Genomic DNA, 20,384 nt, shown 5'->3' on the forward strand with positions numbered 1-20,384 from the left:
CGATGATCTTAGTAATTTTACTATCAGACACTTTTTATTTAATTTTAAGAATGATATTGGAGATTTTCGCACTATTTGTTAAAAAACTGTGAAATGTGTTTTCAAGTCATGTATAAGGTGTTATAATCAACTTGACAATTTTTTTGCTGAAAGGAATGAAGACAGAGTGAATTTAAGAGTGGTTATAGTAGATAATAGCTATAATGCTAGAAGAGACATAGATTCAAAGATAAAATGGGTGGAAAATGATTTTCAACTAGTTGGAGAGGCTAATAATGGTGAAGAGGCCCTATCCCTTCTTCCGTATGTATCCCCCCACGTTGTATTTACAGAGATACGTATGCCTAAAATGGACGGCATTACCTTCATTGAAACAGCAAAAAAGCGCTGGCCAAATATTAAATATGTTATAGTAAGCAATTATGACAATTTTGATTATCTAAGGCAAGCCATGAAAGTAGGGGCATATGACTATATCCTGAAACCAGCAAAGCCAGAAGAGATAAACCAAGTACTTTTACGGGCAAAACTCGAAATTGAAACAGGCGTAAGGAGATTTTTTTGACAACAAGCGCTGAAAGATATATTCAGCGCTTGTTATTTTACTGTTACGGTTACCTCTTGAGGTTCCATGGATACCATTCTAACTCCCGATGGCAATTCAGCCTTAACGGGCAGTTTCTTTTTACCCCTAGATACTCCTCCCGCATCTACATATAAACGTATTAGTTGATTTTCAAGACTATCTACCGTAGATTTTACCCCTGCAACTGTAATATTGGCAGCACTTGTATCTAGCTGTACTACCTTACCTTCTCCTATATTTACAACATCTATCTTGTTTATAGATACCTGTTTTTGCACCTCTGCTTCCTTTATACGCACCAAAACATCTACCTGTAAAGGCTGAGTTGGTTCTACATATAGTTTGTTATTAACCTGCAATTTTACAGTCTTTTGTATATCGCTATAGGCTCCTTCAACATCCACTATATCAGTAGATATGGATTTTATCCCATCTAACAATGCCTTTTCTCCACTTATCACTATATCCTTTGGCCTAACTTCCACTCCCGCCACCTCATAACCGGTAGCAGGTGTCCCTGTTATATTAGCTTCTATTGGAACAGTTTTCTTTGGATATATAGGTATGTTTACTATGGCATAATCCTGGGATGTCTTTATATATCTTGAACTAATTTCCTTATCATCCTTGTCAAGAATCTTTATAGGCAATGATACCTCTACAGGTTCCTTGTTACCTTTAAGTTCCATTATCAACCTTGCCTGCACAATTTTGTCTATCAATAATTGCGGACCCTGAATCCGTATGCTATCGGGCTTGATTGTATATGGCTGTACTTGATAACCTGAAGCCTCCTCCCCATCTATTTTTACTTCAATGGGCAGTTCTTTTGTTACTAGCCTGTTTATGAGAATTTCTCTCACAGGCTGCTTTTCAACCCTTATCCCAGATGGTACCCCCCCTATTTCCACCGGCAATTTATATTCTCCAGGTCTATCGATATCTGACAGATCTATATACCCTTCAAGATTTTCTTCATCCACCTTGTTCAAATCCCTAGCCCGTCCACGAAGCCTAGCACTAACCGGCTCTTCCGCATCATAAACCAATGTAAGCCCTTTTGCCCTAAGATCCGTTTCACTCTTTGTTTTTACCGGTATATCTACATAGTTTCTCGATATCTCGGGATTTTCCTCTCCTATTGCGATGAACCATAATATTATTGCAAATATAAGTGATATTATTTTTAATGGTAAATTATTACTTAATCTGCTGCTTTTCATGTCTTGCCCTCCACTTTTTAAGACTAAATGTCCTGCTTTGCTCCCTTTGGAGCCCATAAGCCTTACCCAGTATCTCCTTTAATGTTTTGGGGTCTAGATAACGGGTCAATTTACCATCGCTAGCTACCGAAATTATACCTGTTTCCTCAGATACTATTATAGCTAAGGCATCGGAATTTTCAGAAATACCCAGCGCTGCCCTATGCCTCGTACCTAACTGCTTACTCAGATTAGGATTTTCGGTAAGGGGAAGAAAACATCCCGCAGCTGCAATGCGATCATCTCTTATTATCACTGCACCATCATGTAGTGGAGTATTTGGCACAAATATATTCTCCAAAAGAGGCTGACTAACCTCTCCACCTATCCTTACTCCGGTTTCGATAACATCATTTACACCTGTCTTACGCTCTATTACAATAAGAGCACCTATCTTATTTTTAGCCAAGTTTTGTACAGCCCTAGTAATTTCCCCTATAACCACCGATACATCCCTACTGTCATTTTGAGTGAAAACACCCTTTTCAAAGATTTTCCCCCGGCCTATCTGCTCTAGTGCCCGTCTAAGCTCAGGTTGAAATACTATGAGCAATGCAATTACACCTACAGTGGCAGTGTTTTTTAAAATCCAATACAAAGTTGTCAATCTCAAAACATGACTAAGCCACGTAACAATAAGCAAAACCGCGAGTCCCTTAAGTACCTGCTCTGCCCGTGTTTCCTTGATAAGCAGTATTGCTCTATACAGTATATATGCAACAAGTAATATATCTATGGTATGACGTATAACATCGGGAAAACGAAAATAAGGCTCCAATAAATATATAATATTAGAAATCCAATGCCACATAGGCCAAAACACCTCGCCCTTGTTAAATACGTATCTATTATATAACACTTTTGTACATTTATGAAATATGTTTACCTCTTTGTCTCTATTTTAAAACAATATCGACTTTTCTGCCACATTTTTTACACCTTTCGTCTTCTAAATTTAGTATAATGGTATCATATCTTCTATCCACGAGTAAATTATTACACTCAGGGCAATAGGTATTTCTATCCCTGCCTTGTATATTTCCCATATATACATAATTTAGATATTTTTTTGCTGTATCGTATAGTTTTTGTATGCTATCTAAGGGTGTAGGCTCCATATTCATCTTATAATTCGGAAAATATCTTGTTATGTGCAGAGGAATATTTTTATTTATATCCGCCAACCATTTGGCTAGTTCCATCATTTGCTCAATACTATCGTTTAATCCTGGTATTACAAGATTCGTAACCTCTACATGACATCCTTCACTGGCCAGTGCTACCGTATTCTTTACATATCTAAGGCTGCCATTACATACCTTCCTGTAAAATTCCTCAGTATATCCTTTCACATCTATATTCATGGCATCTATATATGGCAACATCATCTCAAGGGGCTCCTTATTTATAAAGCCATTGGTAACAAGCACATTCTTTAGACCCTGTTCTTGCGACAATTGCATGGTATCAAGCACATATTCATACCATATAACCGGTTCGTTATACGTAAATGCTATGCCTATTGCATCCTCCCTTAACGCCATATCCACTAGCTCATCTGGCCATAATTCTACTGTCTCCGGAGTATCATGGGCAATCTCCCAGTTTTGGCAAAACTGACAATCCAGATTGCAATTTACTCCTCCTACCGATAATATGTTATTACCTGGATAAAAATGATACAATGGTTTTTTCTCCATTGGATCCATTGCTATGGCAGATACCTTCCCATAACCTACAGGCTCCAACCTGCCCATTGTATTCAATCTCTCATTGCAAATCCCCGTATGTCCTGAAGGAATAATACACCTATGGGGACAAAGAAGACACTCTACCCCATCCCCTACCCGTTTATAAAACAAAGCTTCCCTCATGTATATCCCCCTATCTCCCATGCCTTATTACCCTAAACCTTTCTACGGCATATGATTCTTCCGGAGGTATGCCTCCCTTGCTCAATGCAATGCTTATCTGCTCCTCCGGCGTATCAACACCTTCAAGATTGGGCAGCAATACTCCCCTTCTATGCCCTTTTTTTACTATAACGCCATACTCCTCTGCGTTTAGCGATTCTATCGATTCAACTTCTTCCGGCTGGCTCAATACATCTACTGAATATGACAAATGGGAAAGTTCTGATTTTTCTACGGGAAAAAATCGTGGATCGCTGGTAGCAGCACTTATGGCATTACATATAATCTCCTCGGCTATATTGTCTCTTACAGGAGCTATCGTCCCTATACATCCCCGAAGTGCACCGTCTTTCTTTATAGATACAAATACGGCAGCCCGTTTATATAGCATATCTTCTGGAAGCTTTTTATCAGGTTTTATGACCCTATCCTCAAGCACATATGCCTCTACCGCATTTTTGGCTAGATTTACATATGTATCTTCCATCCCTATCCTAGCTACCATATATCCTACACCAAAGTCGTCCTGATAGGATAATACTGTAGGGGATATGCAATAATTCTTTAATGCTCCAAAAACGGTTAATATAGCCCTTAGCCCACATTCGCCTCCTTCCTCAATCATATGCTTGTCCATATTTAGAAGGCCCTCTCCATCACCTTTGCCCACAAGTTTTACTATTTCATTGTCCAGCTTCGGACCCATGGGATGAAATCCATATGGTCCATCTACCTTTAATCTATGGGATAGATCACCACTCGATATAATTACTACGTCACTATCTCCTTTTTCTACTGAAGATTGTATTGCCGCTCCAAATCTATACATATCTTCATAGGAAACAAGTGGTGTAGTGATATGGAGCAATCTGAAATCCTTATAATGCCGGGTTATAAAATAAAGTGGCACCATTGCTCCCCATTCCAATTCAATAGACATACCATATGCATCTGCCATTTTCCGATTCAATACCACACAATCGATGTCCTTTATTTTACTATAATCCATTATACCCTCTATAAGATTATCGTCATTTTGAAACTGCATCGATAGTGTTGGAAGCCCAAATCGTGAAAAATCTCCCGATAGTGTATGTTCTCCTAATATGGTTATAACATCCTGAAATGCTGGACCGTGAGGCGTAATGAGTATTATTGTGTCAGGCTTCATTTCACCTATCTCAACTGCACACATATCAAGGGTCTCTATGGTATGCTCTACCTTTTTCTCTTCTCCTCTGCCTATCTCAGGTATTATAATGGGCGGGTGAGGCATCATATAAGCACCTAAAATTCTACCCATATATATCCCTCCTCGTATCTTAAGTGTATCATATATTGTAAAAAACATACACATATTTTACATAATAAAGTTACCAATATAGTGATCATATAGGAGGTAGATGATTATCTACCTCCTATATGATCACTATATTTATCTCGACTGGGCAAAATAATCCACAATACCACTGTATATAGCCCAGGCTACCTGTTCCTGATATTTAGGGTCTTTCAGCAACTGTTCCTCTTCCGGATTGGATAAAAATCCACATTCTACTAAGACGCTAGGAGCGGCTCCCGCCTTTAGTATGCGCAGATTATCCACAGGTTTTGCCTCCCTTTTATTACCCCTGCCCAGTACCTCTATAAGCTTTGACTGTATACACATTGCAAGTTTTTCCCCTTCAGCGCTCCCCTTCATATAAAAGGTTTGACCCCCATAGTACTGTGACTGTGAAAAATAATTTAGATGTATGCTTATAACTGCATCAGCATTGCTATTAGATATGATATCAATGCGCCGCTGCATATCCTGCCCTTTTTTCCTTATTAAATTACCCAATGAATCATATACCCCATCCTCATCTGTGCGAGTCATTATCACCTTTGCATTTTCTTTTTCAAAATATGCTTTAAGCTTGTTAGATATAGAGAGATTTATGGAATCCTCCTTTGTACCGTTTTTACTTACTGCTCCAGGATCTATACCACCATGTCCAGGGTCTATTACTATTATCCTACCCCTTATGGGGGATGCAAATGTAGCAATTGATTGGTCATCTATGATTTTTAATATGTACATACCTATAAGCAGGACACCTAGAAGCATCCAGAAAAGAAAAAGCCACCGCCTCTTTATAAAAAACACCTTCATAAAAAAACCCCCAAACAAACTATGCTATACTATGCATATTACATTAGATGCTTGACCTATGATTAGCTGTTAAAAAAACTTTGATGTATACCACATTATTATCTGAGCCCCTAAAAAGAGGCTTACCAAAGTACCCAGTGATAAAAATGGGCCAAATGGTATATATGATCCTTTTTTTATCTTCCCGGCGATTATAAGTATGAGAAATGTAATACCACCTATGTATATTGAAAATAAAATAGATAAAAGCACATACCTAAGCCCCATAAAAAGACCTACCATACCCATAAGCTTTACATCTCCGCCCCCCATCCCCTGCTTTTTAAACAATAAAAGGGATAGAATATCCATTAAAAGTATCACTCCTGCTCCCGCCAAACATCCATATATGCTGTCTAAAAAAGGCCTGCCCCATCCTATGAGATTAAATATCACGGCAGATACCATGCCAATTATGATAAGGGATGGGGGAATTATGGCATGATGTATGTCTATAACTGAAATTATTATAAGGATAGATATGAGTATACCATAGAATAAAAGCTCTATACCTATCCCAAACTTTAAATAAAGTGCAAGATAAAGCCCTCCCGTTAGGGCTTCCACTAGTGGATATTGAATTGAAATATGCTCACCGCAATACCTGCATCGCCCCTTTAAAAATATATAGCTTAGTATAGGCACCATATCAAGGGGCATAAGCCTATGAGTGCATACTGTACAATGGGATGGTGGATATGAGATGGACTCATCCCTTGGTATGCGATATATACATACATTGAAAAAGCTGCCTATAATGCTCCCCAGTATAAAGATTAAAACCGCCACCTATTCACCCCCCTAGTAAAAACACCAGCATATGCTGGTGTTAGTATAAAATAATTTTGTTATGATGGATTACTAGATTTTTGAACCACATTAACAGTTATTTTTCCATCAGTATCGATAGTAACTGTATATGTTCCAGTTACAGGCTCAGTTTTTTCTTTCCCATCGGTACCTGTACTTTTAGCTTTTAGTCCATTGGGCACTTCAGGCCAATCTTTTACATAATCTCCCGCTTTGTACCCACCTTCCGTTGTTGCACTTTCATTACTATTCCATGTAACTGGCGCTTTCGGTACTCCCTCAGATGCTATGGCAGTCATAGCTGCACCCTCTAATACCCTTATGTTTGCCTCATGGGCAGTTTGGGCAGCCTTTGTTTGGGCATTGTTATACACCGGTATTGCAATAGCAGTCAATATGGCAATGATACCTATTACCACCATAAGCTCTACTAGGGTAAAGCCCTTATTCTTTTTGTTTTCTCTCTTCTGATTATTCTCTTTATACATATGTATCTCCCCTCCAACATATATTATTTTTTTATTATAATCCATCTATGCCGTTTTGACTAGATGGAAAACCATCATACCCCAGGTATATCTTCAGGCGGGAGCTTTGTCCAATCTATTATCTCCCATCCTGCATTTACAGGCTCTAAAAAGTGGGGCGGTGTATCATATGCCATCCTTGGATCATGCCTATATACCTTTTTATACCCGCTCACTACCTTTTTATTATATGACCCGGAATAATATGTGCCTACAGCCCCACGGTATTTCTGGGTTATAGCGCCTACCAGATACACCGTATCCAAGGCGGGAGCTGAATTGTAGTTCTCCAGCTCAAAGGACCAGTTGAGGGCAAAGATGGCAGCATGTATTGAGATTTTGTATGGTGCCACATTTCCCACCCACTCATAATTCCAATAGCTAGTTGATGGCCAATCCTGCTCCAGTATCCTTACAAATCCATTGGCTACAAGCCCTAGCATGTCGTCCGTCTGTTGTTCATTTCCTGCCGGATCAAAGGCGGGAGTATTGTATACAATGCCTCTAGTGGGCTGGGCATTCCTATATGAATCGGTAGGATCTTTTGCAGTAATATATATGTTATTTGCTGCTGCTATGGTCAATCTCCCCTTTAAGGTACCAGATATAAATACATTACCCATATATGTATCCCATTTATATCTAGGATCCTGGGTTTCCGTACCATCCACATATATTACACCATTAGATGGCAATGGACGATTATTATATCTCTTCCATTCGCCCTTATCCCCATCAAATGTCAACACATCCATACTACTTCCCTTTAAATATATGCAAGTACGTCCATTATAATAATGACCATTTATCTTTGCATGGGTCTTAAGCTGACTGTTTGAAGGTGGAAAAGTAAGGGGGGCTACTTTTTGTGGTATTCCTTCTTCATATACAGGGCGACTGCCATATGCTACATTTAATTTTCCCGAATAGGTTACCTTATTGTGAAATATTGGATTCCCATCTATATAAAGATCCCCATTTGTATGTATTGGACCGTAAACCTCATCACCTGTAACCCAATATACCCTTTTACCTTCGGTATTGAATTCATTATCACTTCCATATACACTTTGGACAAACTCCTTTTTACGTGTCTTTATCTGTATAGTTACCCTATTGGACGGATCCTCAATTAGCCACGCAGTACAGCGTATGGTTAATACGGGATAATTAGTTGTAGGTGGCTCCACCTGTATATAGTAGGCACCTGAATACCCATCCTGATTAAACTCTACTATGGCATTTGGTCTAAGCTCATCCCTTGAATATTCTTCTTTTTTATAATACTCGGAGTCCTTGTTTAAATGCCACATATATCTTGCTATACCCGCCTCAGCAATATTAAGTGCCTTGTTTTGTCCCGCATATTTTATATTGGAGACAGATTGATTTTGTACTACCAGTGCGACAGTAAAGGCAAGCAAGGTAGCTACAGATGCTATTATCACAACAATGGGCAGGGCTATACCAAAGTTATCTCTACTCATCCTTTTCATGGTTTCACCTTCATATTCACCCGCATCGATATCTGTGTAGAAATATCCACAGGCTTACTATGTTTATCCTCTTTTATCAACATATGAACTGCTATAATCTGTTTACCACTTTTAGATGCTGATAGGGAAAACACAGGTTCATCATCCTTATTGGCTATGTCCCTAGCAACTATTTTTTGATTATCATAGTCGCCATCCTCTTCTCTTATTAAATTTCCCCTATCCAACTTGTATAGGACTGTGTAATATGAAGCGGTATTAGGAACAGTTAAATATACCTTAAGCCCCTTTCCCGCATCCAATATCTCAATGGCATGCTCATTTTCCCTAGGGCTCCTTGCCTGTCTTACATCATCCTCTATTGTATAGAGGGCATTGTTAGCAGACTGCAAAGCATAGGACTGTACTGTAGCATATTTGTAGTTTGATACGGTAAAATGAGTAAAATTGAGTATAAGTACTAAAATTATTGACAGCAAAGACATGGCCAGTATAAGCTCAACCAGTGTAAAACCTTTTTTATCCATATATGTCTCACCTATTCTTTATCTCGATATACACTGTATTCTGTCCACCCTGTATCTCTATATTGGCTTCCAACTTCCACTTATCACCGTACCAATAGCTCTTGGGTCGATATATTTTGTACTTTCCCGGAGGCAAATCATTAAAAATCGCATATCCTGGAGAGCCATATATCCCTGTAATGGTTTGGGCCGAAAAATCAGATTTATCTCCATCCCAACTCTTATAACGTTCAATAAGTATTGGTAAACCGTTTATAGGCCACCCGTACCCATCCGTTACTATAACGGCCAAAGATGCACCGGCTTTATTTGGAACAAGCTCTACTACGTATTCGGATATGGAATGTCCATCCATATCCAATTGTATCCCATCCTGTACTCTAAATCTATGTTCATCCCCTACAATCTTTTCATAACCATCTGCTTTTACATTCACATAATAATACCCATTTTCGCCCTCATCTATGTATTCACTATCATCCAGCCCAATCCTTATACATCCATCATCCAAAGTTTCAGCACCTTTTATTATACATTCGTCTTTAGCACTATTTATTCCCTTTCTGTATATATCCACCTCTGCACCTGGTACCGGGTTATTATTTCCTACTACTTTTATGCAAGCATTTGCCCTTTTTAGATATATATCTATATCCTTTACCTGACCTGGAAAATCAAAAAAACCATTCCATGGCGCAGCCTTATCTTGTCTAAGGTCATATGACAGAAATCCACTGGCTATTATATTTAGGTTATAGGCACCACCCTGTTCTCCCCCACCAACCGGCCATAATTTATCCATTTTAACAAACCCATTTTCAATCTTCTTAGAAACCTTTGAGCCAAACGGTGTATCTAAAATAGCACTACCACTTGATACCTTTTTATTCTCATTATCGTATATATGTATCTGTATGCTGCAGGGTTTCTCCACCTCTATCCTATCATCTACGGTACCCCCCTCAGTTATTTGATAGTTTTTAAAGACCTGCTGTGGATGAATCATATATCCCATTGACTCCGCATCCACTTTTATCGTATATATATCCTCATCCAATCCCGCAAACAATACCTTACCGTTATCATTGGTATATAGCACCTGATGAAATATGTCCTCTTCATTGGTCTTAAACAACTCCACTTTAATGCCCTTAATAGGCTGTATATTGCTGTTTCCAACACTTTTCCATGCATGGCACACTGTTATGCGGAGGTTGCCTCCATCACAGAGCGTCTCTTCACCTTCTAGAGATATATTTGAGGCAAGGCTGGCGAGTTTCTCCAGCTTCTTAGTATAAGGATTTAAACAGCTTACCGTTACAATAATCCGCTTATAGTCATATGGAATCGGATCCTTTTCATTTAAACCATCAGCCGGATCATCTACCCAATCTACCTGAGTATCAACCCTATACTCAACCCCATCTATGGACTTTGCCATCTCTCCATCTATAATGCCGCTAGGGTTTGAGTCTACCACCCCCACTTTATCATATGGAAGGGAGCGGATATATTCCATCTGACTGTTTGCCAGATTATGTGCAACCACATCAAGTCGGTTTTTATTGGACTGTTTTGCAGCAAATGCAAATAGTGGAATTAAAGCCGTTGCAACTATAAAAAATATGGACATGGCTATCACTAATTCTACCATAGTAAACCCTTCACTGCCTTTTTTCATACTATCACCCTTAGACACTCCTCAAGGGAGGTTATACCCCTTCTTACCTTATCAAGGCCATCCTGCCTCAATGGTACCATACCACACCCTATTGCCCTGTCCTTTATTTCAAAGGCAGAACCCCTATTAAGTATAAGATGTTCAATTTCATCCGTCATTCTTAATACTTCAAATATGCCCATTCTCCCCTTATATCCTGTATAATTACAATGCAGACAGCCTTTGGGCTTATATAGATTTATACTATCCTCATCATCTCCCATGGGAAAATCAGGCACGCTATTTAGAATCTCATGTCTGGTTAGTGTATAGCTTGACTTGCAAAGGGGACATAAAACCCTTACAAGCCTTTGAGCCACTACTCCAACTAATGATGAAGCAGTAAGATATGGCTCTATCCCCATATCATTTAATCTGGTAACGGCACCTGCTGCATCGTTAGTATGAAGTGTTGAAAGTACCAAGTGTCCAGTCAATGCAGATTCTACTGCTATTCTGGCCGTTTCCTCGTCCCTTATCTCACCTACCATTATAATATCAGGATCGCTCCTTAGAATGGATCTGAGTCCTGATGCAAATGTCATACCGGCACGGGTATTTACCTGTATTTGGTTCAACCCCTCAAGGCGCCTCTCTATTGGATCCTCTATGGTGATTATATTCCTATCTTCCGAATTAAGCTCCACAAGCGTGGAATAAAGGGTCGTGCTCTTACCGCTCCCAGTGGGCCCTGTAACTAGTATAAATCCATATGGAAATCCTATTATATCCCTATAATGTCCAAGTTGATTTTTAGGAAACCCCAGCTCTTCTAGTGTAATAAGCTTTGAATTACGCTCTAAAAGCCGCATGGTAAGCTTTTCTCCATAGGCTGTAGGAAGTGAAGCAACCCTCACATCTATAATCTTGTCATCTACCTTTATACTCATTCTGCCATCCTGAGGTATACGCCTTTCAGCTATATCCATATTTCCCATTACCTTTAGCCTTGAAACTAAAGATGGGTGTATCTCCTTGGGCTGACGCATAGCCTCCTGCATCACTCCATCTATGCGGAAACGCACACGCATATCCTTTTCCTGGGGCTCTATATGTATATCGCTTGCAGAAGCATGCACCGCCTGCACAAATATCTGATTTGCAAGCTGCACTGCAGGTTTTTCACTACCCATATCCTGTTTAATATCCATATCGTCATAATCCACAACATCCATGGAACTATTCCCATATAAAAATGAATAGGCAGTAGATTTAATATTTTCATATTCTTCACCCCGCCCGTTAGACTCCCCTTTAGCCTCTGATAGTGAAAAATTATGAATAGCTGCCTTTAAATCGCTATCGGCTATTACCACAGGTTCTATATCATAACCTGTCAATATCCTAAGATCATCTACTGCTATCACATCACTAGGATTTAGCATAGCAACCTGCAAATACTGACCATTAAAACGTATGGGCAATGCCTGATATTGGGCAGCCAGTTCAGCAGATAACAGTCCGACAGCATTTTTATCTATGGATAGATCATTTAGCGATATAAAGGGTACACCGGATATATGTGCCAACGCCCGGGCTACCTGTTCTTCTGTGCAATATCCCATATCTACCAATAACTGACCCAGCCTTACCCGTCTTCCAACTTCTAAACCCTTTTTTTGAGTCTCCAGAGCCCTTTTTAACTGTTTATCTGTAATTATATGATTATTCTTTAGGTACTCACCTATATAGCTTATCTCCATCAATTATCACCCTGTTTATCCGAATTTTCCTGCCTATAAAAGGCTCTGCATGACATATTCACATTGAGCTCACTCGTATCAGATTGCCGTCCCATTGAAATACTATCAATCCTTATCAGCCTGTTATATCCATCTAACGCATCTAAAAAATTCAGTAGGGAAAAATAATTAGCATCTATTGTAATGCTCATGGGCATCGCTACAAAGCCTTCCGACGGCTCACTACCGTCAAAACTTATATGTTTAAGACGTGCCCCAGATGCATTTAAAAGCCTATCCATATCTTTTATAATATCCTGTTCGTCAGGCGTATCTGGTATCAATCTCCCATATAGTGCTAATTTTTGCTCAAATTGAGGATAATCTTCCTTTAGCTTGTTTAATACCTGAAGCCTTACCTGTGATTTTAGTAAATCGTCTTGAGCCATAGTAATTTTATACTGTATATCCCCTATATTTTTATATTCTAAATATACTATAATTGCAAAACATGTCACTGTAATGATAAGTAAAACCAATAAAATTTGATTGGATACCGATTTATTTACCATCTTCATCCCTATCGCCCGCCTTTAATATAGCCCTTATTTCAAATTGTACAATCCCTTGGTCATCCATATTCGTATAATCGGAAAATTCACACGATACATCTTCCCATAGAACGCTTGTTTTTAATTGATCGATAAATTCTGATACCGCCCCATGGCTATGGGAAAAACCCCGTATAGTGATATTTCCTTCATCAGAAAAACTTCCATCCATCCCATCTAGCCACACACCATATGGCGTGCAGTATCCTACTTCTCCCATGATTTTCTTCCAATCTATTCTAGGATCTCCTGCTTTCTTTATGGTGCTTTCGAGCATATCCATATCTCTCTTAGCCGTTTCATATTGTCCCATTTTATTTATCTGTTGCTCCATTATGCCCTTTTGCTGCTCCAATCTGTCATTCTCAAGCTTTAATGACACTTCATATACCTTCATAATTGATAAAGCAGCTATCCCTATTAAAAACGCTATAATTATTGCTATTATATATATCCTTTGAATATACTTTTTGTGTTGCTCTAACCTTATTTCCTGTGGCAAAAGACTAATATTGTCTTTAAGGGGTATCATAAGCCAATCCCCCTCAAAGCCAAACTGGTCTCCACCGCCGTATTATATGCAGATTTTAATGGAACTACTGGAATGGATAGGGCACTTTCAAGAGGCGCTATAGTATCATTTACACATCGCGGTTGACCGCATAAAAACACCTTCTGTATATCAACTGATTGAGAATGGGTCTGGTAATATTTTATGGAGGACACTACCTCAGATATTTCCTTGTGCATTCCTTTATCTGGTTCAATATTCGAAGGAGCATTTACAGAAAAATGCCTTGCAAGACGGGGTATGCCATTTTGGATAATAAGTATAGCTCCATTCCCGTCGAAGAGATGAACCATCGCCACGCCACTATTTTGTGCCTCCAGAGGCAACATTCTTAAAAGTGCAATGGGTAGATAATCAATATCGGATATATCTAACCCTGACTCTGAAAAAGCTACTATGAAATCATTCACCATCTTTTTAGATGCAGCCACCATCAAAGCCTCCAGCTGTTCACCCTGCTCGCCCTTTTTTCGGTCCACTATTATATAATCTAATACCACATCCTCTACAGGCATAGGAATATACTCCTGAGCTTGATATTTTACAAAGCCTGCCAACTTGTCCTCAGGAAGATCAGGGAAATATGCAAATCTTGCAATCACGCCACTGTTCGATATGCCAAGTATTATATTATCCTTGCCTAGTTTATACTTAGACCACATGCCCTTTATCCCTTCTGAAACCTTATAGACATCCAATATTATGCCATCTTTTACTGCCCCATCAGGCAAGGGATACTCAAATTCACCCCTACATACTGGCTTTTTCTGTACCTTTTCAAAGGATACAGCCCTTATTATATGATCATATACAACAACACCTATAGCCTTCCTGCGTAAAACTCTCATGTTAACCTCCTATTTGCGTTACAGCAGTAAATATGGGCATATACAAGGAAATGAGTATTGTACCTATCAACACACCTACTATAATGAGCATAAGTGGCTCTATAACAGATGTAAGATTTTTTGCCATGGTAACCACTTCATCTTCATAAAATTCCGCAATACGCTTTAACAGATTAGGAAGATTTCCCGTTTCTTCGCCTACAGCCATCATCTGTATCATCATGGGAGGAAATACAGCATGTTGCCCCAAAGGCTGGGATATATTTTTCCCCTCCTGTATGTAATTGGCTGCATCCATTACCCCTTCCTGAATTATAATACTGCCAGATGACAGACCGGCTTGATTTAATGCCTGCACCACTGGTATTCCACTATCTAACAGAGTAGCAAAGGTACGGGAAAAACGTGCTATTATGGTCCGATGATATAATGGTCCAAACCCTGGCATCCTAAGGCGCATCTGCTCCCAGCGTTTCTTACCAACCGGACTTTTTCTATATGCTTTTATTCCCGTAACAACTGCTACAATGGAAAATATCCATATGTACCAGTACTGCCTGAGGGAATTAGACATGGACATCACACCGCGAGTTAGGGCAGGTAATTCCATATCTGGCGGGAAAAAGTCTTTAAATAGTGGCACTAAAAAATAAAGCATTCCAAAAAACATCATAAAGGAAAAAAGCAATACCATCATGGGATATGAAGTGGCAGAACGCACATTATCATTTAAAGACTTTTCCTTTTGTAATTGATCAGATAATCTCTCAAGCATCTCACCTAAAGCACCGCTAGTCTCCCCAGCCTTTACCATACCTATATATAATGAAGAAAATATATCGGGATATGCCTCCATAGCATCACTTAATGCCATTCCACCCTCTACATTAGCAGCAATATCTTTAATAGCTGCCTTAAGAGTAGGGTTTTCAGACTGGCTACTTAATGTATACAATGATCTAGTAATAGGTATGCCTGCATCTATCATAGATGCAAACTGACGGCTAAATAGACTTATATCTCCTAATTTTACCTTTTTTGATTTCTTTAAAAAAGCTATACGTTGCTCCTTTTTATCGGGTTTTATATCTATTACACGGGCATCCATTCTCTTAAGTCTATCTACCACTTCACCTTCACCATCAGCTTTTATATTTCCTGTTATTATCTGACCGGATTTGTTTATAGCCTCATATGCATAATTCTGCAACTTTTATTCACCACCATCCTATATAAATGGATTATAAAAACAAACCATTTCCAATACCCTGATTTATTATTATCCGTTCAAGTTCCTGCCTATCTACACAGTTTTCAAAGGCATCCTCCCTAGTAATCTTACCTGAAACATATAACTTTCCAAGGGACTGATCCATGGTCTGCATGCCCATGGCACCATTTGTCTGTATGACAGTATACAATTGATGTTCCTTATTATCACGTATAAGATTGCGCACTGGAGGACAGCCTAGCATAAGCTCAACAGCAAGCACTCTACCCTTACCTGAAGCATGGGGAATGAGTTTTTGAGATATGACCGCCTGTAGGGAATTTGCAAGCTGCTGCCTTACCTGCTCCCGTTCATCATGGCTAAATATATCCACTATCCTGCTTATGGTGAGGGGGGCTGTCTGGGTATGCAGAGTAGATAATACCAAATGCCCTGTCTCCGCCGCTGTAAGGGCAACGGATACGCTTGATAAATCCCTCATCTCCCCAATCAGTATAACATCCGGATCATGCCGTAATACATGTCTTAACGCCTCTGAAAACGAATGGGTATCCACTCCCACCTCCCTTTGGCGGACTATGGACTTTTTATGCCTATGTAAAAACTCTATAGGATCCTCTATGGTAACTATATTAAGACTCCTACTATTATTCATAAGTTCTATCATAGAAGCAAGGGTAGTGGATTTACCACTACCTGTAGGACCTGTAACTAGTACTAAGCCACTTTTTAAAGTACATAATCTTTCAACTGCCTGCGGCAAACCCAATTTTTTTATATCCGGTACATCATAGGGCACCACTCTAAATACTGCCGCTAGGCTCCCACGTTGATACATAATATTACCTCTAAACCTGGCAAGGGAAGGAATAGAATATGAAAAATCCAGCTCAAGATCATGCTTTAATTGGTATATCTGCTCATCTGTAAGTATGGAAAAGAGCATCTCCTCCAGGCTTTCAGGTGTTAGTAAAGGATAGTCCTGTGGAATAAGGAGCCCATCTATACGTATATATGGTGATGCCCCTGCTACCAGATGCAGATCTGACGCCTTCTTATTTACAGTCAACTCTAAAAGCTCATTTATATCCATATTTAATTTTCCCCCTCAGTGGGAATCTCGCTTGGCTGTTCACGAGAAACTATATTTTCTGGTATGTCCAGTTTGCTTATAAGTTCCTTCACCTTTTCTATGGATTCCAAGGTACCTTGAACCCATATACTATTTAGATTTCCCTCTACTACTATGACCTCTACAGGTAGAGACAATTGCCGTATCTTTTCATTTAATGCATCTGAAGATATGTATCTTAAATCAAACTTTGTAATTTGCATATCCAAAAAGAAATCCTTCTTAAGAGTTTCATAATTTCCTACAATTATTACATTATTCTGCCTTGTATACCCCATTCCCTGGGACTGTATCACATATTCCATAGCCTCATATACTGGCACATCTTTAAGCTCTATATTTACCTTTGAAGAACTATTCTCAAGGAGCATAATATTTATGTCCATGATATTTGAAAACATATTTAATACATCATAAAGCGCTGCTCCCTTTATATTTATGGTTACATTATTTTGTGTGCTGTTATTAACCTGTCCTGTGGAGCTTAATCTAAGACTTTGCCCAGGATATATAATGTTTTTATCCTTTAAACCATTTAGGCTTATGATATCATCCATGGGCACTCCTACACTGCGTGAAATCTTCTGCAATGTATCTCCTTTTTTTACTATGTACAAGCGCTCCCCAGGACCATCACTGTAGGCGGGAGAAGGGAACAGCCCAAGGGTAAATACTGCTACCATAATATATATATATATGACCTTTAGTCGTATACTTATTTTTCTTTTCATATCTATTCTCCCCCTGTCTGAACATTAGCATATGAAGAGATGTCTATCTTGATGTTCTCCCCATCCTTTTTTAAATATATATAATCATATCCTATTTCATCCACTTGCCATTTGCCTTCCAGTTTATCTCCTATAGAGAGTATAAGCGACCTGTTATCAATCTCCACTATAGCCTGATCTTTTCCGTTATCAGTAATAATAGTGCCTAAAAGTTTTACAGGTGGAACAAAAGGATCTCTGATCTCTTTTTTTATCTCATTGTTTGTCTGAGGCTCTACTGAAAACTTGGCATTATCTTCATCCGTCTCAACGATATTAGGCAACCCTTCATCTATGTCCGGTACTTCAGACGGTGATTTTTCTTTGCATCCTGAAATAAATATCATAAAGCATACTGTTAAAAAAACTATAAAACATCTAATCCTCTTCATTCCCCTATAAACTCCCTCTTTATACCATAATTCAATCCTGTTTTTGGGACTTTTGCCCTATATATTTAATTATATAGTATATTTTAATATTTTAAAAGATATTATATAGAAAATTGGTTAGTAATGAACTGAGTTATATACTTATCTGTAGATTATAAATTTAAGATATTACAATATTAACGATTTATATAAAAAAGATACCCTCTAGTTTAGGGTACCTATAATATTTAAATTATAAACCGCAGGCAAATTGTCCGGTACATTAATGGGCATAATCCTGCTCCTTTAACCTATAATCATCCACCAGATCCTGGAGACTTATCGAATCTACTATATCGTTTATACTTTCGCCTATCCGCTTCCAAATATATTTTGTGACGCAACTATCATACCTATCACATTTACCAACACTCTCGTCTAGTATACAATCCACTGGAGCAAGATCTCCTTCAAGTACCCTTAATATCTGTCCTACTGTAATATCCTGTGGAGAGGATACAAGCTCATACCCCCCCTGCATACCCCTTATACTTTTTACCAATCCCATCTTCCTTAAAGCAGAAAAAATTTGTTCTAAATATTTTTCTGATATATCTTGATTCATAGCTATATCCTTTAAAGGTATAGGTGCTTTAGGATAATGGAGAGCCAATTCAAACATTGCCCTTACTCCATACCGCCCTTTAGTCGATAATTTCATATTGATGTATCCACTCCTTTTGAATTCCTAGTTATCCAGTATGTTTTTTGTATTATAATACTATATAAAATTAATCCTGTCAATAAAAACATAAACTAGCTTCAATTCATGAATTGTACGATCTCGAAAACTCTGAGAGCTTTATTTCGCTATATTTCAAGGTTCAGCTTTTTAGCTTCACCCCTATTTTTGCTTAATTTAAGCTTTAAAATTTCCAACAAAAACTTACTTATTGCTAAAATTGTCTTCATCCCAAGCTTTAATTTCTATAGGCTATCCCCCACTTATTTTTTTAGATGCTAAATCCCTATCAAAGAAATATAAGACTTGCTAGATATAACAGGTGGTGGTATGATTAGGATGGAATAGTAATATTTTGATATCCATAGTAATTGAAATTCGATTTTAAAATAGACATTGAACATGTGCACAAGAATAACTGTGATACCACCTATTCATTTTAATATATCACAATAGCAGGAAAATTATTATTAGTATTCTTTAACCAGCATACAAAACCATGCTTCTTTAGCATTATTTAATTGTAGAGATGAGCAATCGATGAATAGAAAAATATGGTGAGCACATATGAAAGTACAACAGACGGCTTATATCAAGGAACAACTTATATGCATAGATATTTAAGCGATGTTGTTAACAGATATACACCAATAAAAAAGTAATTAAATATTTATATCGAAAGGGAATTATAAATGATAAGTAATAACAAGTGCACAAGCATAAATATAATTTTATTGATGACTATATCTATCCTAGCTTTCTCACTGATGGGTTGCCAAAAATCGCCGAAGGATTCTAGTACTAAGATAGATTCTCAACCAGATACCTTGACAGCAGAATTTTTAGAGAAATACTCAGGCTATTTTGATGATAGATGGGTACCTAGCAAAATACTAAATTATAGAGAAGAGGGAGAATTTGCAATTGAGGATTTTGAAAATCATATCATGGGATATATCCAAAAAGTAGGAAATAACACGATTAAGGTCGATGATGTAGAATGGATATTAGATAAAAAGGAGCCTAACGGTTTTCGCATTAAAAATAATAGTGATAATATAGTAGAATACAAATTAGATGATAATTGCAGGATATGGCTTCTAGCCGATTCAGCTACAATGTATCAGATCTCTCTACTAGATTTAAAAAGGTATTTTGAAAAACATGATTATGAAAGTAAAATTTGGCATTTTTCCATAGTAGATGACAAAATAATGTATATAGTAGAACAGTATAGACCGTGACCTTGCCAACAGGATACTTGGTACAAAATTGAATTTTTCATTCAATTGATTTAGCATATTTGTCCTTGTAGTCATCTTTTTTGTTAGCCTATCAGTGCTTATATGCCTTTAAAAAACTCATATTGCCCAGCCTATAGCAAACTTTCA

At 38.2% G+C, this 20,384-nt stretch carries 21 protein-coding genes; 2 read left to right on the forward strand and 19 right to left on the reverse strand.

What is annotated here, in order from left to right; genetic code table 11:
- Positions 1-166: 166 nt before the first annotated feature.
- The gene (locus EJN67_RS07295) at positions 167-565 is read left to right on the forward strand and encodes a response regulator (RefSeq protein WP_165000791.1); all 399 of its coding nucleotides are present in this window, start codon (positions 167-169) and stop codon (positions 563-565) included.
- 32 nt (positions 566-597) lie between these two features.
- On the opposite strand, the gene EJN67_RS07300 is transcribed toward EJN67_RS07295, so the two are convergent.
- The 19 genes from EJN67_RS07300 to EJN67_RS07390 all read right to left on the reverse strand — a co-directional run bounded on the left by EJN67_RS07300 (position 598) and on the right by EJN67_RS07390 (position 18,972).
- The gene (locus EJN67_RS07300; protein WP_165000792.1) at positions 598-1,809 is read right to left on the reverse strand and encodes a CdaR family protein; all 1,212 of its coding nucleotides are present in this window, start codon (positions 1,807-1,809) and stop codon (positions 598-600) included.
- Positions 1,787-2,659 carry a diadenylate cyclase CdaA gene (gene cdaA / locus EJN67_RS07305; RefSeq protein ID WP_129723690.1) on the reverse strand — a complete coding sequence of 291 codons (873 nt, stop codon included), beginning with the start codon at positions 2,657-2,659 and terminating at the stop codon, positions 1,787-1,789. Before cdaA ends, EJN67_RS07300 begins: the two co-directional genes overlap by 23 nt.
- 85 nt (positions 2,660-2,744) lie before the next feature.
- A complete protein-coding gene (amrS, locus tag EJN67_RS07310) occupies positions 2,745-3,722 on the reverse strand; it encodes an AmmeMemoRadiSam system radical SAM enzyme (RefSeq protein ID WP_129723691.1) in 978 nt (325 codons plus the stop codon).
- Positions 3,723-3,732: 10 nt separating this feature from the next.
- On the reverse strand, positions 3,733-5,064 hold the full coding sequence (gene amrA / locus EJN67_RS07315; protein ID WP_129723692.1) for an AmmeMemoRadiSam system protein A: 1,332 nt from the start codon (positions 5,062-5,064) through the stop codon (positions 3,733-3,735).
- 132 nt (positions 5,065-5,196) lie between these two features.
- The gene (gene cwlD / locus EJN67_RS07320; protein WP_129723693.1) at positions 5,197-5,916 is read right to left on the reverse strand and encodes an N-acetylmuramoyl-L-alanine amidase CwlD; all 720 of its coding nucleotides are present in this window, start codon (positions 5,914-5,916) and stop codon (positions 5,197-5,199) included.
- A 69-nt stretch (positions 5,917-5,985) separates the two neighbouring features.
- Positions 5,986-6,744, reverse strand: coding sequence for a prepilin peptidase (locus tag EJN67_RS07325; protein WP_129723694.1), 759 nt, complete (start codon positions 6,742-6,744; stop codon positions 5,986-5,988).
- A gap of 59 nt (positions 6,745-6,803) precedes the next feature.
- A complete protein-coding gene (locus tag EJN67_RS14385) occupies positions 6,804-7,253 on the reverse strand; it encodes a type II secretion system protein (RefSeq protein ID WP_129723695.1) in 450 nt (149 codons plus the stop codon).
- A gap of 74 nt (positions 7,254-7,327) precedes the next feature.
- A complete protein-coding gene (locus tag EJN67_RS07335) occupies positions 7,328-8,788 on the reverse strand; it encodes a hypothetical protein (RefSeq protein ID WP_129723696.1) in 1,461 nt (486 codons plus the stop codon).
- The gene (locus EJN67_RS07340) at positions 8,785-9,315 is read right to left on the reverse strand and encodes a prepilin-type N-terminal cleavage/methylation domain-containing protein (protein ID WP_129723697.1); all 531 of its coding nucleotides are present in this window, start codon (positions 9,313-9,315) and stop codon (positions 8,785-8,787) included. Before EJN67_RS07340 ends, EJN67_RS07335 begins: the two co-directional genes overlap by 4 nt.
- A 7-nt stretch (positions 9,316-9,322) precedes the next feature.
- Positions 9,323-10,996, reverse strand: a complete 1,674-nt coding sequence (locus tag EJN67_RS07345) for a type II secretion system protein (protein ID WP_129723698.1) — start codon at positions 10,994-10,996, stop codon at positions 9,323-9,325.
- A complete protein-coding gene (locus EJN67_RS07350; protein ID WP_129723699.1) occupies positions 10,993-12,738 on the reverse strand; it encodes a GspE/PulE family protein in 1,746 nt (581 codons plus the stop codon). Before EJN67_RS07350 ends, EJN67_RS07345 begins: the two co-directional genes overlap by 4 nt.
- Positions 12,738-13,295 carry a type 4a pilus biogenesis protein PilO gene (gene pilO / locus EJN67_RS07355; RefSeq protein WP_129723700.1) on the reverse strand — a complete coding sequence of 186 codons (558 nt, stop codon included), beginning with the start codon at positions 13,293-13,295 and terminating at the stop codon, positions 12,738-12,740. The genes EJN67_RS07350 and pilO overlap by 1 nt, the downstream gene beginning before the upstream one ends.
- A complete protein-coding gene (locus EJN67_RS07360) occupies positions 13,279-13,860 on the reverse strand; it encodes a PilN domain-containing protein (RefSeq protein WP_129723701.1) in 582 nt (193 codons plus the stop codon). Before EJN67_RS07360 ends, pilO begins: the two co-directional genes overlap by 17 nt.
- Positions 13,857-14,747 (reverse strand): type IV pilus biogenesis protein PilM, encoded by an 891-nt coding sequence (pilM, locus tag EJN67_RS07365; RefSeq protein WP_129723702.1) that lies wholly within the window; start codon positions 14,745-14,747, stop codon positions 13,857-13,859. The genes EJN67_RS07360 and pilM overlap by 4 nt, the downstream gene beginning before the upstream one ends.
- 1 nt (position 14,748) lies before the next feature.
- Positions 14,749-15,957, reverse strand: a complete 1,209-nt coding sequence (locus EJN67_RS07370; protein WP_129723703.1) for a type II secretion system F family protein — start codon at positions 15,955-15,957, stop codon at positions 14,749-14,751.
- Between the two features lie 31 nt (positions 15,958-15,988).
- Positions 15,989-17,071, reverse strand: a complete 1,083-nt coding sequence (locus EJN67_RS07375) for a type IV pilus twitching motility protein PilT (protein WP_129723704.1) — start codon at positions 17,069-17,071, stop codon at positions 15,989-15,991.
- 2 nt (positions 17,072-17,073) lie between these two features.
- Entirely contained in the window at positions 17,074-17,841 is a 768-nt protein-coding gene (locus EJN67_RS07380; RefSeq protein ID WP_129723705.1) for a LysM peptidoglycan-binding domain-containing protein, read from the reverse strand.
- Positions 17,842-17,843: 2 nt separating this feature from the next.
- Positions 17,844-18,272 carry a hypothetical protein gene (locus EJN67_RS07385; RefSeq protein WP_129723706.1) on the reverse strand — a complete coding sequence of 143 codons (429 nt, stop codon included), beginning with the start codon at positions 18,270-18,272 and terminating at the stop codon, positions 17,844-17,846.
- A 262-nt stretch (positions 18,273-18,534) separates the two neighbouring features.
- Positions 18,535-18,972, reverse strand: a complete 438-nt coding sequence (locus EJN67_RS07390; protein ID WP_129723707.1) for an RrF2 family transcriptional regulator — start codon at positions 18,970-18,972, stop codon at positions 18,535-18,537.
- A 713-nt stretch (positions 18,973-19,685) separates the two neighbouring features.
- On the opposite strand from EJN67_RS07390, the gene EJN67_RS07395 reads away from it, so the two are divergent.
- Positions 19,686-20,237, forward strand: a complete 552-nt coding sequence (locus tag EJN67_RS07395) for a hypothetical protein (RefSeq protein WP_129723708.1) — start codon at positions 19,686-19,688, stop codon at positions 20,235-20,237.
- The last annotated feature ends 147 nt before the right edge of the window (positions 20,238-20,384 follow it).

Origin of the sequence: Xylanivirga thermophila, from assembly GCF_004138105.1 — a bacterium.
Lineage (GTDB): Bacteria > Bacillota > Clostridia > Caldicoprobacterales > Xylanivirgaceae > Xylanivirga > Xylanivirga thermophila.